The sequence below is a fragment of the Halopseudomonas sp. genome, from assembly GCF_038130085.1.
Classification (GTDB): domain Bacteria; phylum Pseudomonadota; class Gammaproteobacteria; order Pseudomonadales; family Pseudomonadaceae; genus Halopseudomonas.
Genome location: NZ_JAYPMU010000003.1, coordinates 14,341 through 28,525 on the forward strand (window position 1 = coordinate 14,341; position 14,185 = coordinate 28,525).

The window sequence follows — 14,185 nt, forward strand, 5'->3', positions numbered from 1 at the left end:
ATGACCGAGCCGAGGCGCATCGCCCTGATGCCGGGCGACGGCATCGGCCAGGAGGTGATGGCCGCTGCCGCCGAGGTACTCGCGGCGCTTGATCGCCAGACCCCGCTCGGTCTCACCTGGGACTGGCTGGACTGGCCTTCCACCGACTGGCACCGCCAGCACGGTGAAATGATGCCGGCGGATGCGTTAACCCGGGTGCAGGCCTACGACGCGCTGCTGATGGGCGCGTTGGGCGATCCGGGGCCGCTGAGCGACGCCAATCGCTACTGCCTGCCCGACAGCGTCTCGCTGGCGCCGCTGCTGCAGTTTCGCAAGGGGCTGGACCTGTGGGCCTGCGAAAGGCCAGCGCGATTGTTGCCGGGCGCACCGCAGTATCTCGCCGACCCGCGCGCGGCAGAGGTCGACATGCTGGTGATTCGCGAGAACAGCGAAGGCGAGTACGTCAATCAGGGTGGCCGTCTGCATCGCGGCAGCGCCGATGAGGTCGCGACCCAACTGGAAGTGTTTACCCGACGCGCGACCGAGCGACTGATCCGTCATGCTTTTGTGCGTGCACGGCAGCGTCTGGCTGCGCGGGGGGAGGGCAGTCGCGACTTCCACTGCGCAAATAAGGGACGGGCGGCGGCGCAGGTTTGCCTGATTACCAAGCGCAACGCCCAGCCGTTCTGGGGCGATATGTACACCGAGGTGTTTGCCGAGATCGCCGCCGAGTTCCCGGAGATAGGCGTTCATCACGAACTGGTCGATGCCGCCTGCATGAAGTTCGTGCAGTGCCCGTGGACCTTCGACGTGGTCGTGGCGAGCAACTTGCATGGAGACATTCTGACGGATCTGGCCGCCGTGCTCTCGGGCGGACTGGGGCTGGCGCCGTCGTGCAATATCAATCCGGACAGTCGGGCGATGCCTGCGCTGTTCGAACCTACACATGGCAGCGCGCCGGATATCGCCGGCCTGGGGCTCGCAAACCCTGCTGCCATGCTGCTCACCACAGCGTTGATGCTGGACTGGGTGGGCTGCACACAGGCCGCTGAGCGTCTGCGTCTGGCGGTTGCCAAGGATCTGGCGACCACCGCAGGCCAACAGCGGACCTGTCGGGATGTGACCGCGGGCGTTATCGCCGCGCTGCACTGATCCCGCTCGCGTGTCAGGGCTCGCTCTGCGAGCCGCTGGCCGATCAGATACGGGCTCCGGCCCGCCGAAAGGACAGGAGAGATGGCTATGCACCATTTGTCACCGCTACTCAAGCAGGCCAGCAAGGTCTGTGTCGATCATGGCGAAGGCAGCTGGCTGGTCGATACCGACGGCCGCCGTTATCTGGACTTCACCTCCGGCATTGGCGTGACCAGTACCGGCCATTGTCACCCGACCGTGGTGGCCGCTGCGCAGGCGCAGATCGGGCGCGTGATCCACGCGCAGTACACCACGGTCGCGCACAGACCCATGCTGGAGCTGACTGACGCACTGGCTGAGCGCATGCCCGAGGGCATCGATTCGGTGGCCTTCAGCAACTCGGGCTCGGAGTCGGTTGAGGCCGCGCTGCGACTGGCCCGGCAGGCGACTGGGCGGGCCAATATCATCGTCTTCGATGGCGGCTTTCACGGCCGGACCATGGCCGCCGCCTCGCTCACTACCTCCGGCACCAAGGTGCGTACCGGCTTTCACCCGATGATGGCCGGGGTGGAGGTCTCGCCCTTCCCGCATGCCTATCGCTATGGCTGGACCGAGCAGGAGGCGACCGCGTTCGCTTTGCGCGAGCTGGACCACATTCTGAAAACCCGCACCGCGCCCAGTGATACCGCCGCCATGCTGATTGAGCCGGTGCAGGGCGAATTCGGCTACTACCCGGCCAACAAGGCCTTTATGCAGGGTCTGGCTGAGCGCTGCCGCCAGCATGGCATTTTGCTGATCTGTGACGAGATCCAGGCCGGTTACGGTCGTACCGGCCGCTTCTGGAGTCACAGCCATTTTGATGTTACCCCCGACATCGTTATCACCGCCAAGGGGCTGGCCAGCGGCTTCCCGCTATCGGCCATTGCCGCCTCCGAAGCCCTGATGAGCAAGGGGCTGGCCGGTTCGCAGGGCGGCACCTACGGTGCCAATGCCGTGGCCTGTGCCGCCGCGCTCGCCACGCTCGAGGTTATCGAGCAGGAACACCTGATCCGCAATGCCGCGCAACAGGGTGAACTGCTCGCGGAGCGCCTGCGCGGATTGCAAGAACGCTTTGCGATCATCGACACCCTGCGCGGCAAGGGATTGATGCTGGGGATGGAAATCGCCGATGACTTTCGCTCCCCGCGGGGCGACCTGGCCGCTCAGCTGACCAGCGCTGCCGAGGAGCAGGGACTATTGCTCCTGCGCTGCGGCACAGAGGGGCAGATCGTCCGTTGGCTGCCGCCGTTGACGGTCAGCAGTGCCGAGGTGGACGAAGCGGTAGCGCGCTTCAGCCGTGCGCTCGAACAGGTGGCCGCATGACGCGGGTACTGGTGCTGGTTGCCCCCGGCGAAGCGCCGCTGCCCGGGCTGGACGACCTGCCGACCACGGTAGAGCTGCGCACGGTCAGCAGCGAAGCAGACCTGCGTGCTCATCTGCCGCAGGCCGATGTGCTGGTGGTGACGGATTTTCGTACCGGGCTGCTGGAGCGCTGCTGGCCCGCGGAACATCGCATTCGTTGGGTCCACGCGACCAGTGCTGGCGTTGATGCGCTGATGTTCCCGGCGCTGTGGGACAGCGATGTGCTGCTGACCAACGCGCGCGGCGTGTTTGATCTGGGCATTGCCGAGTATGTGCTGGGGGCGGTGTTGATGCATGCCAAGGACAGCCTCGGCAATCTGCATTTGCAGCGCCAGCAGCGCTGGCAGCATCGCGAGACGGCGCTGGTGGCTCGGCAGCGAGCCCTGGTGATCGGTGCCGGCTCGATCGGCAGCGAGGTCGCGCGGCTGTTGTCGGCACTCAATATCGAGGTGACCGGCATCGCTCGCAGCGCCCGCCAGGCGCCGCATTTCAACCGAGTGCTGGCCAGCGCTGAATTGGACAACGCCCTGCCCGAGGCTGATGTGGTGATCATCACCGCCCCGCTGACGGAGGAAACCCGCGGCCTGATCGACCAGCGACGATTGGCGCTGATGCGCCCCGGTGCGCTGCTGGTCAATGTCGGGCGCGGCGCCATCGTGGTCACTGATGATCTGGTTGCCGCGCTGCGTGCCGGCACCCCGGGGATGGCGGTTCTGGATGTGGTAGACCCTGAGCCGCTGCCGGCCGGGCATCCGCTGTGGGATATGCCCAACGTGATGCTGTCGGCTCATATGGCGGGCGATTTCATCGGCTGGCGCAACGCGCTGGGCGAGCAGTTCATGGCCAACCTGCACCGCTGGTTGGCCGGTGAGCCCCTGCATAACCTGGTAGGCAGGGGGAGTTAGCGCCCCTGGGCGGGCGCCAAGGCACTGAGGAGACGATCATGTCCGAAGATATCCTGGCAATGACAGCGATGCAGTTGCGTGCGCAGTTCAAGGATCTCCAGCTGTCGCCAGTGGAGGTGGCCAAAGCCCTGCTGGATCAGATTGAGCGGGTGGATAGCCATACCAACGGCTTTTGCCTGGTTGACCGCGAGACCAGCCTGGCGCTGGCGCGGGAGTCGGAGCGGCGTTATGTCGAAGGTCGGGCCACCGGGTTGCTCGATGGTGTGCCGGTGGCGGTCAAGGATGTCTTTTTGACCCCGATGTGGCCGACCCTCAAGGGCTCCCATACCGTTGACCCGCAGAGCACCATGGGCAAGACGGGGGCCTGCACCGCTGCGCTGGAGCGCCACGGTTATGTGCCTATCGGCAAGACCACAACTCCCGAACTGGGTTGGAAAGGGGTGACCGATAACCCGGTAGACGGCGTTACCAATAATCCCTGGAACCCGGAGAAAACCTCGGGCGGCTCCTCTGGTGGCAGCGGGGTGGCGGTAGCCTTGGGTATGGCACCGCTGGCGCTGGGCACTGATGCGGGTGGTTCGATCCGTATTCCGGCCGCCTTCTGCGGCATCGTTGGGCTCAAGCCCTCGTTTGGCGAGGTGCCGCATTGGCCCTCCAGCCCATTCGGTACGCTGGCGCATGCCGGGCCGATGACCTGGACGGTTGAAGACTGCGCGCTGATGATGAATGTGCTGACCGAGCCCGATTACCGTGACACCAACGCGGTACCGCGGCGGCGCATTGACTATCTGGCAGAACTCAATGGTGGCGTGAAAGGGCTGAAAATCGCCTACAGCCCGAACCTTGGCTACGTGGATGTCGACCCGGAAGTCGAGGCGGCGGTGGCACAAGCCGCCCAGGTGTTTGCCGAGCTGGGGGCCGAGGTGGTGCGGGTGGACCCCGGATTCAGCGACCCGCTGGCCGCATTTGGCCATTTGTTTTATGGCGGCGCGGCCAACGCCATTCGCGATCTGGGGCCGAAAAAGCGTGCCTTGATGGACCCCGAGCTGATCAAGGTGGCGGAAAAGGCGTCGCGGCTGAGCATGCTCGATTACATGGGTGCGATGAACGAGTCCATGGCGCTGCGCGAGCGCATGGCGGCGTTTCATCAGAAGTACGATCTGCTGCTGACCCCGACCCTGCCGCTGACTGCCTTCAAGACCGGCCGCGAGGTCCCCGAGGACTGGCCAAGCACCCGTTGGCCAACCTGGACGCCCTTTACCTACCCGTTCAACATGACCGGCCAGCCCGGCCTGTCGGTACCCTGCGGGTTTGACAGCACGGGGCTGCCGATTGGTCTGCAACTGGTGGGCGCGCGCTTCAATGACGCGCTGGTGCTGCGCGCCGGCCATGCGTATCAACAGGCTGCACCGTTAACCGACCGTCGGCCAGCGTTGTTCGCTGCCGCACAGGAGTGATGCCATGCCTCTGGGAAGCTCCGATATTGATCTGTACGAATCCGAGGATCCGATCTGGAATCCGGCGCTGCTGACCATCCCCATTCCGGGCATTCGCAAGATGGTCAATCTGGCTTCCAGCCTGGACGATGTCATTCACCTGTCCATCGGGCAGCCCGACCTGCCGGCGCCGGACGTGGTGGTTGAGGCATCGATTGAGGCGCTGCGCGCGGGGCAGACCGGGTACACCATGGATGCCGGCATGCCCGAGCTGCTGGAGTCGCTGGCCGAGTACTACAGCGAGCGTTATCAGCGGCCGTTGACGCCGGACAACATCATGATCACCACCGGTGCGACCGAGGCGATCTATCTGGCGCTGACCGCGGTGGCCGCGCCCGGCCGCCACTTCATCGTGCCGGATCCGGCATTCATGCTCTATGCGCCGCTGATTCGCATGAACGGTGGGGAGGTGACCGAGATCACCACCCGTGCCGAGAACAATCATCAGCTTGATCCGCAGGAAGTGATCGACGCCATCGAGCCGCACACCCATGCCATCGTGCTTAATTCGCCGAGCAATCCAACCGGCACCCTGTATCCGCGCGAGACGCTGGAGGCGATTCTGGAGGAGGCGGCCTACCGCGGTATTCATGTCATTAGCGATGAGGTGTACGACCACCTGATCTACGATGGGCGCGAGTACCCGTCGGTGCTGTCGTGCTGCAGCGATCTGGATCACGTGATGGTGGTCAGCAGCTTTTCCAAGACTTACAGCATGGCGGGCATGCGCATTGGCTGGCTGATTGGTAGCCAGGCGGCGATCAAGAAACTGCGGCGCTATCACATGTTCACCACCACCGTGGCCAATACCCCGTTTCAGTGGGCGGGGGTGGCAGCACTGCGCAGCGGCGGTGCCTTCATCGAGCAGATGCTCAGTGAGTACACCCGCCGCCGTGATCGGCTGGTGGAGCTGGTAGAGCAGACGCCGCATCTCACCGGGTACAAGCCCGAGGGCGCGTTCTATCTGTTTCCGTCGCTGCCGGAAGGAGTGAACGGCACTAACGTGGCGCTGCGGCTGCTGAAGGAAACCGGGGTCTGCACCATCCCCGGCGAGACTTTCGGCAATAGCTGCAGCAATGCCTTGCGGCTGAGCTACTCGACCTCGCTGGAGCGGATTGAGCAGGCGTTTGAGCGGATTATTCCGTGGATGGAGAAGCAGGACTTTGATTAGGGGAGGGGCTGTAACAGCTGACCAGCTTCCTGTAATGCGTCGCGGTTGAATCTGCCTTTCGCCTTCCTGGCGAGCCAAAGGGGGCCGCTTGCCCGGCCCCCCAAAGGGAAGCACTAACCCATTTCACACGCCCTCTGCGAGTGCTCAAGCATGCAGATGCAAGGCGCGATGTGCAGCCAATAGTGGTTCTATTGGCAAGCAGCGCAACGCAGTCAGATGCATGCTTGAGCGCTCGCCCTACGGGGCGTTCAGGCCGGTCCGCACCCTGCGTTGTGATTTCTCGACAGGTCCCGACATGCCATCGAAACCACGCCTTGATTGCGGACCGGCCTGAGCGCCAGAGGGCATGTGAAATGGGTTAGCGCTTCCCTGAATCCCCCGGGCACCCGGCTACGCGGCCCTTCGGGTTCGCTGCGTTGCTCGGGCTAACGGGGAGTCATAAAACTCGGCTCTTCGAGCCTCAGACATCCTATGACTCTTTTTCCCGTCAGCCCTGCGCTACTCGCCCGCGTAAACGGGACGAAACCCGGGTGCGCACTCCACCATTCGAGCACGTTGCAAGTTGCTGATCGCTCCCACGCTCGGCGTGGGAGTGCCTGCCCGGACGCTCTGCGTCCGATCACTCAGACGGCGCGACAAGTGCGTTGTGTGCCTCTCCTTACGTCCCGCTAAATCGCACCGCGCCCACGCAGCTCGGCAATTTGTGTCTCCTCGTAGCCGAGCCGGCGCAGGATGCTGTCGGTGTGCTCGCCCAGCGCTGGCCCGGTCCACTCGGCGCTGCCGGGGGTATCTGACAGCTTGGGCACGATGCCTGGCATCTTGAAGGCTTTGCCGTCGGGCAGGGTGGCGTTGAGGAACATCTCGCGGGCCAGGTACTGCGGGTCGCTGAGCATGTCGGCGGCTGAATAGATCTTGCTCGCGGGGACTTCGGCCTGTTCCAACACCCTTAGTACGTCGCTCTGCGGCAGGCTCGCCGCCCAGCTGTCGATCAGGGCATACAGCTCGTCACGTCTGGCGTCGCGTCCGGCATTGTCGGCCAGGGTCGGGTCATCGGCCAGGTCATCACGGCCAATGGCGCGCATGAAGCGCTGGAAAATGGCGTCGCCGTTGGCGCCAATCTGCACCGCCTTGCCGTCGCTGCAGGTATGGATGGAGGAGGGGGTGATGCCGGGCATGATGTTGCCAGTTCGTTCGCGCACAAAGCCCATTACATCGAACTCGGGCACCATGCTTTCCATCATGGCGAACACCGCTTCATAGAGCGCAACGTCGACGATTTGGCCCTTGCCCTGATTGACCTCCCGGTGCCGCAGCGCCATCAGTGCGCCAATCACGCCCCACAGCGCGGCAATGGAGTCGCCGATGGAGATGCCGGTGCGCACCGGCGGACGGTCTTCGAAACCGGTAATGTAACGCAGGCCACCCATGGATTCGCCCACCGCACCGAACCCGGGCTGGTCTTTCTGGGGGCCGGTCTGACCAAAGCCCGACAGCCGCACCATCACCAGCCCCGGGTTGAGCGCGTGCAGGGTGTCCCAGTCCAGCCCGAGCTTTTCCAGGGTGCCGGGGCGGAAGTTCTCGATCAGGATGTCAGCCTCGCCAATCAGTTGCTTGAGGATGGCGATGCCGTCGGCATCTTTCAGGTTCAGGGTCAGCGACTGCTTGTTGCGGGCCTGTACAAACCACCACAGCGAGGTGCCCTCGTAGAGCTTACGCCACTTGCGCAACGGATCGCCGCCGTTGGGCGACTCGACCTTGATCACCTCGGCGCCGAACTCCGCACAGATACGGGCGGCAAAGGGGCCGGCGATCAGGGTACCGAGTTCGATAACCTTGAGTCCGGCGAGGGGTTTGGCGGCGTTCATGCAGGCTCCCGATGTATTGGCTGGGCCGCCAGTGTAGGTCAAAGGCGGCGGCCGCGGAACGCTGCTCAGTCCTTGATGGCTTCGGCGAACTGGCCGATGGCATCGACCACCCGTTGCGCCTCGTCGCGGATTTCCAGCATCACTTCGCCGGCCCGGTTAGCCAATATCACACCCTGCTCGGACTTGCTGCGGCTGCCAGCCATGCCGTCGACCGCGTGATGCGCCAGCTCCATGTTCTGCTGCACTACTTCGTTGATCTCCAGTGTTGCCTGGGCGGTGCGGGCGGCGAGGTTACGTACTTCATCTGCAACCACCGCGAAGCCGCGGCCCTGCTCGCCGGCGCGGGCGGCTTCGATGGCGGCGTTGAGGGCCAGCAGGTTGGTCTGGTCGGCGATGCCTCGGATCACCTGCACGATGCTGTTGATCTGCTCTGATTGATTGTTCAGCGCGTTGATGTGGCCGGAAACGCCGTCCAGATCACCCGCGATTGAGCGAACCACATCGATGGCCTCCTGAACGGTGGCCGCGCCGTTGCGCGCGCTTTCATCCGTTTCGGCAGCGATCTCGAAGGCGAGTTGGGCAGCGGCGGATTCGGCGTTGCGCCGCTCGATCTGCGAGGTGATGTCGCTGGCAAACTTGACGAAGCCATAGAGCTTGCCGTTGACGTCGTAGAGCGGGTTGTAGGTGGCGCGCAGCCAGATAGTCTGGCCGCTGCGCGTGACACGCTGGAAGATGTCCGAGAGAAACTCGCCGCGATTCAGGCGCTGCCACGCTTGCTCGTATTGTTTGCTGTTGGCGACTTCCGGGCTGCAGAACATCCGGTGGTGCTTGCCTTTGATTTCATCCAGGCGGTACCCCATGGTGCGCAGGAAGTTGTCATTGGCGGTCACGATCTCGCCGCTCTGGGTAAATTCAATCACCGCCATTGACCGATTGATCGCATTCAGCAAGCTCTGGTGTTGCTGTTCGGCCTGTACTTCGCGGGTGATGTCGAAGGCCAGCTTCACGACCTTTGATACCTGGCCGGCGGCGTCGATGATCGGGATGTAGCTTGCTTCCAGCCACACCGGGTTGCCGTCTTTGGCGAGGCGGCTAAAGCGGTCACTGAAGCTCTCACCGCTGGCCAGGCGCTGCCAGAAGCGGCGGTATTCAGTACTGTTGACCAGGTCAGGCGGGCAGAACAGGTTGTGCTTCCGGCCGCGGATTTCCTCAAGCTGGTAGCCGACGACGTTGAGGAACGCGGTGTTGGCGTCGAGAATCTCGCCTTCTGGCGTGAATTCGATCCAAGCGATGTTCTGGCGGATCGCATTCAGGATGTGCGATTGGGTTGCGAGCCGTTGCTGACTCTGCTGAAGCTCTGCTTTAAGACGTGCTCCGAACATGACAACCTCTTGGTGGCGCGGACAAGGTACAAGTACTTACAAGGTACAACTGAATCGGCCGGTGTGCGTCGGACTTGAATCAAGACTCTGGCGTTTGGTGGGGTTTTTTTGCGCTCCGCAGGTCTATGCTCGGGGCTGTGCATTGTATTTATCAGGAGGATGAATTGGCTACGAGTCTGCTTGTGTTGCTGGATGACATCGCGACGGTGCTGGATGACGTATCGGTCATGACCAAGGTCGCGGCAAAGAAAACGGCGGGGGTATTGGGTGATGATCTGGCGCTCAATGCACAGCAGGTTACCGGCGTGCGGGCCGAGCGCGAGCTGCCGGTGGTCTGGGCGGTTGCCAAGGGGTCGTTTCGTAACAAGCTGATTCTGGTGCCAGCGGCGCTGCTGATCAGCGCGATTGCCCCGTGGGCCATCACGCCGCTGTTGATGCTGGGTGGCGCCTTCCTCTGCTACGAGGGGGCAGAGAAGCTGGCGCACCGGTTTTTGCATGACGTTGAGGCCGAGCACCAGCAGACGCTGCAGGCCTTGCAGGACGAGCAGGTGGATCTGGTAGTGCAGGAAAAGGCTAAGATCGCCGGCGCGGTGCGCACCGACTTTATCCTCTCCGCCGAGATCATCGCCATCACGTTGGGTACGGTGGCCGAGGCTGACTTCGTCAAACAGCTGGTTGTGCTGGCGGGGATTGCGGTGGTCATGACCATCGGCGTGTACGGCCTGGTTGCCGGCATCGTCAAACTCGATGACGGCGGGCTGGCGCTGACGCGCAAGGACAACCCGTTCCTGCAGCGCCTTGGCCGCGGCGTGCTGAGTGCTGCCCCTTGGTTGATGAAAACCCTTTCGGTGGTCGGTACGGCGGCGATGTTTATGGTTGGCGGGGGCATTTTGACGCACGGCCTGTCGGTGGTGCATCACTGGATTGAGACCAGTGCTGATCGGGCGGCAGCGTTGCCCTATCTGGGCACGGTACTCGATGGCCTGTTGCCGACCCTGCTCAACGCCGGCTTTGGCATTCTGGCCGGGGCGCTTGTATTGGCGGGGGTTACGTTGATCGGCCGGCTGCGCCGCTGAGGCAGCGGTTCAGGGCGTGAGCACGTGGGCGTGGGTGTTCAGGTCCTCCCCTAGCCGATACTGATTGTTGCCACTGCGTTTGGCGCTGTACATGGCCAGGTCGGCCGCGTGGATCAGCTTGTCCATGGTTACCGCGTGATCTGGAAAGACCGCAACGCCAAGACTGGCGCCGATGCGATAATCGCGGCCCTGCACCGTCATCGTTGGCGCCAGACTGGCAAACAGCTTTTCACAAATCTGGTGCGCCTCATCGCTGACCGGGCTGGTGGGCGATAGCCCCTCCAGCAGCACGACGAACTCATCACCACCCAGCCGAGCAACCATGTCGCTGCTGCGCACGGCGCCGCGCAGGCGCCTGGCGACCTCCAGCAACACCTGATCGCCTGCCGCGTGCCCGTTCTGATCGTTGATGGATTTGAAGTCGTTGAGGTCGATGAACACCAGCGCCAGACGCTGATGCTGGGTTCTGGCCCGGCTAAGCGCAGCGGTCAATTGTTGCTCCAGCATCAGCCGGTTGGGCAGGCCGGTCAGCGGGTCATGGTGGGCCAGCTCCTGCAGTTTGCGGGTGGAGCGTTTTTCTTCGGTGATGTCCCTGACCACGCCCATCATTTTGATCGGCTCGCCCTGTTCGTTCTTGACCACATTGCCGGTTTCCCGGACCCAGTGAACGCTGCCATCTGGCCAGATAACGCGGTATTCCTCGTCGTGATTCTCGCCGGTTTCGATGCAGCGAATTTCGCCCGCGCGCACCCGCTCGCGATCATCCGGATGGACGCTGTCGCAGAACAGGGTGTACGACGGGGTGACTTGCCCCGGCTGATAACCAAACATGCCGTAGATCGCCTCCGACCAGTAGAGGCGGTCGGTATCTATGTCCCAATCCCACGTGCCGATCCGCGCGAAGTACTGGCTGCGCTTGAAACGCTCCATTGCCTCGGCGCCCGGGGTCGCGTCGCTGCCGGGATGCAGCAGCAGAATCTGCTGGCGGCCGATGTCGGGCAGGCGGGTCAGTTGCTGCTGACTTTGGCTGTCGCCTTTTTGCAGCAGGGTGTCTACGCGCTGGTTGGGAGCGGGCAGGGCGCCAAGCATGGGTAGCCAGCGGCTAAGCGGCTGCCCGTTGAGGCCAGTGCGTTCGGGCTGGCCGAGCAGGTGCGCGGCGGCGTGGTTGTGCCAGCGGATGCGCTGGTGGTGGTCAAGGATGAGGATGCCGTTGGGTGACACTTCCAGCAGCGTGCGGAAGGTAGTGGCCTGCCTGCGTATGTGCCAGAGGGCAGTGCCCGCCAGCAGCGTTACAACGACGATTATGGCAATCGATAACAGCATCATTGGGTATCGCAATGGGCCTTTGGCGGCAGTATAACGCGCGCCAGCCTGCTGGCCAGACGCTGGCGGCTATTTGCCGCGTTATTCGCAGGGTCATCTGGCGGCGCGTGGCGTGGGTGAATGCGCTACACTGCAGCCCCGTTTTTCAATGGATTATCCCCCGATGGCACTGCAGGCAACCCCCTACAAGGTTCAGCTGAACATCACCGATACCGACTTGGGTGTGTACGAGAACGTACGCATGACCGTTGCCCGTCACCCCTCTGAGACCGAAGAGCGGCTGGCGGTTCGGCTGCTGGCCTATGCGCTCTGGTATCAGGAGCGGCTGGCTTTTGGGCGCGGGTTGTCCGACGTCGATGAGCCTGCGCTATGGCTAAAGACGCTCGATGACCGGGTTGAGCACTGGATTGAAGTGGGGCAGCCGGATGCCGAGCGCATGACCTGGTGCTCCCGCCGTGCCGAGAAGGTGTCGGTGCTGGTGTATGGCAGCACCCGCGTGTGGGAGAGCAAGCAGCTCTCCGCGGCTGCATCGCTGGGCAACTTGAATGTGGCCGTGTTGCCCGAGGAGCCGCTGCAAGCACTGTCGACCGACCTGCCGCGCAGCATCGACTGGGGGGTGATGATCAGCGACGGTGTGCTGTACGTCAGCGACGGTGACCAGCAGCATGAGCTGCCGCTGGAGTGGCTGAAGGGCGAGCGTTAAGCCCATGCAGATTGAAACTCGCCAGCTGCCAAACGAGCTGCCTGCACTGGGCAGCCTGCCGCCGCTGCTGACCCGGCTGTACGCTGCACGCGGGGTGCTCAACGAGGCTGAGCTGGATCGGCGCCTGCAGGCCCTGCTGCCATTCAACGGGCTGCTCGGTATCGATCGGGCGGTAGCGGTGCTGGAGCAGGCGCTGCGTGATCGCCGCTCGATTCTGATCGTCGGTGACTTTGACGCGGACGGCGCCACCGCCAGTAGCGTTGCCGTGCTGGCGCTGCGCATGCTGGGTGCGGCGCAGGTCGACTACTTGGTACCCAACCGCTTCGAGTATGGCTACGGCCTGACCCCGGAAATTGTCGAGGTAGCGCTGACCCGCTCACCCGATCTGCTGGTGACAGTGGATAACGGCATCTCTAGCATTGATGGTGTTGCCGCTGCCAAGGCCGCCGGGTTGCAGGTCGTGGTGACTGACCACCACCTGCCGGGCGAACAGCTGCCGGCAGCCGACGCCATCGTTAATCCAAGCCAGCCCGGTTGTGGCTTTGCCAGTAAGGCGATGGCGGGTGTCGGGGTGATTTTCTACGTCATGCTGGCGCTGCGCGCGGCGCTGCGTGACAACGGCTGGTTTGCCGAAACCGGCCGGGCGGAGCCGAATCTGGCCGAGTTGCTGGATCTGGTGGCCCTCGGCACTGTGGCCGACGTGGTGCCGCTGGATGCCAACAACCGCATCCTCGTCCATCAAGGGTTGGCACGTATTCGCGCCGGGCGCTGCCGCCCGGGTATTCGCGCACTGCTTGAGGTGGCCGGGCGCCCGCGTGAACGGCTGGTATCGACCGATCTCGGATTTATTGTTGGCCCGCGATTGAATGCGGCCGGGCGGCTGGATGACATGAGTCTGGGCATCGAATGCCTGCTGACCGAGAGCGAGTCGCTGGCGCTGGATATGGCCCGTGAGCTGGATGGTCTTAACCGCGACCGTAAGGCGATTGAGCGCGACATGCAGCAGCAGGCGCTGAAGACCCTGGAAAGCATGCAGCTGGACGAGACTGCGCTGCCGTTCGGGCTGTGTCTATACGACGCAGAATGGCATCAGGGCGTGATCGGTATTCTCGCTTCCCGCCTGAAAGACCGCTTTCACCGGCCGGTGATCGCCTTCGCTGATGCCGGCGACGGCATGGTCAAGGGCTCGGCGCGCTCGGTTAGCGGGCTGCATATTCGCGATGCGCTGGATGCGGTCGCGGCGCGCCACCCGGAGTTGATCAGTAAGTTCGGCGGGCACGCGATGGCCGCAGGGCTGTCGCTGCGTGAAGCCGATTTTCCGGCATTTGCTGCCGCCTTTGATGCCGAGGTGCGGCGTCAGTTGCAGGCCGAGGATCTGACCGGGCGGCTGCTTTCCGATGGTGAGCTGCAGGCCGGTGATTTGTCGATGGACATCGCCGCCTCTTTGCGCGAGGCTGGACCGTGGGGTCAGCACTTTCCGGAACCGCTGTTCCACGGCGAGTTTCAGGTGTTGCAGCAACGGCTGGTCGGTGAACGCCACCTGAAACTGGTCTTACGCCTACCGGGCAGCGTCGAACCGCTGGATGCGATTGCCTTCAATATTGACCCTCAGGTTTGGCCCAACGCGGCGATTTCCCGAGTGCTGCTGGCCTACACGCTGGACATAAACGAATTTCGTGGCCGTCAGAGCCTGCAATTGATGGTTCGTCACATTGAAGCGCTATAGAGCGTCTAGGTTCGCGTATTCAGGGGA

11 protein-coding genes are annotated in these 14,185 nt (G+C 63.4%); 8 read left to right on the forward strand and 3 right to left on the reverse strand.

What is annotated here, in order from left to right; genetic code table 11:
* The 5 genes from AAFM31_RS02995 to AAFM31_RS03015 all read left to right on the forward strand — a co-directional run bounded on the left by AAFM31_RS02995 (position 1) and on the right by AAFM31_RS03015 (position 6,083).
* Complete coding sequence (locus AAFM31_RS02995; RefSeq protein ID WP_341706420.1) at positions 1-1,131, forward strand: isocitrate/isopropylmalate family dehydrogenase; 1,131 nt, start codon at positions 1-3, stop codon at positions 1,129-1,131.
* Positions 1,132-1,218: 87 nt separating this feature from the next.
* Positions 1,219-2,472 carry an aminotransferase class III-fold pyridoxal phosphate-dependent enzyme gene (locus AAFM31_RS03000; protein WP_341706421.1) on the forward strand — a complete coding sequence of 418 codons (1,254 nt, stop codon included), beginning with the start codon at positions 1,219-1,221 and terminating at the stop codon, positions 2,470-2,472.
* The gene (locus tag AAFM31_RS03005) at positions 2,469-3,416 is read left to right on the forward strand and encodes a D-2-hydroxyacid dehydrogenase (RefSeq protein ID WP_341706422.1); all 948 of its coding nucleotides are present in this window, start codon (positions 2,469-2,471) and stop codon (positions 3,414-3,416) included. The genes AAFM31_RS03000 and AAFM31_RS03005 overlap by 4 nt, the downstream gene beginning before the upstream one ends.
* Positions 3,417-3,454: 38 nt before the next feature.
* Complete coding sequence (locus AAFM31_RS03010) at positions 3,455-4,873, forward strand: amidase (protein ID WP_341706424.1); 1,419 nt, start codon at positions 3,455-3,457, stop codon at positions 4,871-4,873.
* 4 nt (positions 4,874-4,877) lie between these two features.
* Complete coding sequence (locus tag AAFM31_RS03015) at positions 4,878-6,083, forward strand: pyridoxal phosphate-dependent aminotransferase (RefSeq protein ID WP_341706425.1); 1,206 nt, start codon at positions 4,878-4,880, stop codon at positions 6,081-6,083.
* A gap of 668 nt (positions 6,084-6,751) precedes the next feature.
* Here the strand turns inward: AAFM31_RS03015 and AAFM31_RS03020 are convergent.
* Together AAFM31_RS03020 and AAFM31_RS03025 are read right to left on the reverse strand one after the other, a co-directional pair.
* Positions 6,752-7,948 (reverse strand): CaiB/BaiF CoA-transferase family protein, encoded by a 1,197-nt coding sequence (locus AAFM31_RS03020; RefSeq protein WP_341706426.1) that lies wholly within the window; start codon positions 7,946-7,948, stop codon positions 6,752-6,754.
* 65 nt (positions 7,949-8,013) lie between these two features.
* Positions 8,014-9,330, reverse strand: a complete 1,317-nt coding sequence (locus AAFM31_RS03025) for a PAS domain-containing methyl-accepting chemotaxis protein (RefSeq protein WP_341706427.1) — start codon at positions 9,328-9,330, stop codon at positions 8,014-8,016.
* Positions 9,331-9,494: 164 nt separating this feature from the next.
* On the opposite strand from AAFM31_RS03025, the gene AAFM31_RS03030 reads away from it, so the two are divergent.
* Entirely contained in the window at positions 9,495-10,406 is a 912-nt protein-coding gene (locus AAFM31_RS03030) for a DUF808 domain-containing protein (protein ID WP_341706428.1), read from the forward strand.
* A 9-nt stretch (positions 10,407-10,415) separates the two neighbouring features.
* Here the strand turns inward: AAFM31_RS03030 and AAFM31_RS03035 are convergent, their stop codons facing one another.
* The gene (locus AAFM31_RS03035) at positions 10,416-11,732 is read right to left on the reverse strand and encodes a diguanylate cyclase domain-containing protein (RefSeq protein ID WP_341706429.1); all 1,317 of its coding nucleotides are present in this window, start codon (positions 11,730-11,732) and stop codon (positions 10,416-10,418) included.
* Positions 11,733-11,892: 160 nt separating this feature from the next.
* On the opposite strand from AAFM31_RS03035, the gene AAFM31_RS03040 reads away from it, so the two are divergent.
* Positions 11,893-12,432 carry a YaeQ family protein gene (locus AAFM31_RS03040; protein WP_341706431.1) on the forward strand — a complete coding sequence of 180 codons (540 nt, stop codon included), beginning with the start codon at positions 11,893-11,895 and terminating at the stop codon, positions 12,430-12,432.
* 4 nt (positions 12,433-12,436) lie between these two features.
* On the forward strand, positions 12,437-14,158 hold the full coding sequence (recJ, locus tag AAFM31_RS03045) for a single-stranded-DNA-specific exonuclease RecJ (protein WP_341706432.1): 1,722 nt from the start codon (positions 12,437-12,439) through the stop codon (positions 14,156-14,158).
* Positions 14,159-14,185 lie beyond the last annotated feature (27 nt).

Excerpts from the sequence above, each read along its gene's own strand:
- AAFM31_RS02995 (WP_341706420.1), top strand. The coding sequence starts at position 1 with ATGACCGAGCCGAGGCGCATCGCCCTGATGCCGGGCGACGGCATCGGC.
- AAFM31_RS03000 (WP_341706421.1), top strand. The coding sequence starts at position 1,219 with ATGCACCATTTGTCACCGCTACTCAAGCAGGCCAGCAAGGTCTGTGTC.
- AAFM31_RS03005 (WP_341706422.1), top strand. The coding sequence starts at position 2,469 with ATGACGCGGGTACTGGTGCTGGTTGCCCCCGGCGAAGCGCCGCTGCCC.
- AAFM31_RS03010 (WP_341706424.1), top strand. The coding sequence starts at position 3,455 with ATGTCCGAAGATATCCTGGCAATGACAGCGATGCAGTTGCGTGCGCAG.
- AAFM31_RS03015 (WP_341706425.1), top strand. The coding sequence starts at position 4,878 with ATGCCTCTGGGAAGCTCCGATATTGATCTGTACGAATCCGAGGATCCG.
- AAFM31_RS03020 (WP_341706426.1), bottom strand. The coding sequence starts at position 7,948 with ATGAACGCCGCCAAACCCCTCGCCGGACTCAAGGTTATCGAACTCGGT.
- AAFM31_RS03025 (WP_341706427.1), bottom strand. The coding sequence starts at position 9,330 with ATGTTCGGAGCACGTCTTAAAGCAGAGCTTCAGCAGAGTCAGCAACGG.
- AAFM31_RS03035 (WP_341706429.1), bottom strand. The coding sequence starts at position 11,732 with ATGATGCTGTTATCGATTGCCATAATCGTCGTTGTAACGCTGCTGGCG.
- AAFM31_RS03040 (WP_341706431.1), top strand. The coding sequence starts at position 11,893 with ATGGCACTGCAGGCAACCCCCTACAAGGTTCAGCTGAACATCACCGAT.
- recJ (WP_341706432.1), top strand. The coding sequence starts at position 12,437 with ATGCAGATTGAAACTCGCCAGCTGCCAAACGAGCTGCCTGCACTGGGC.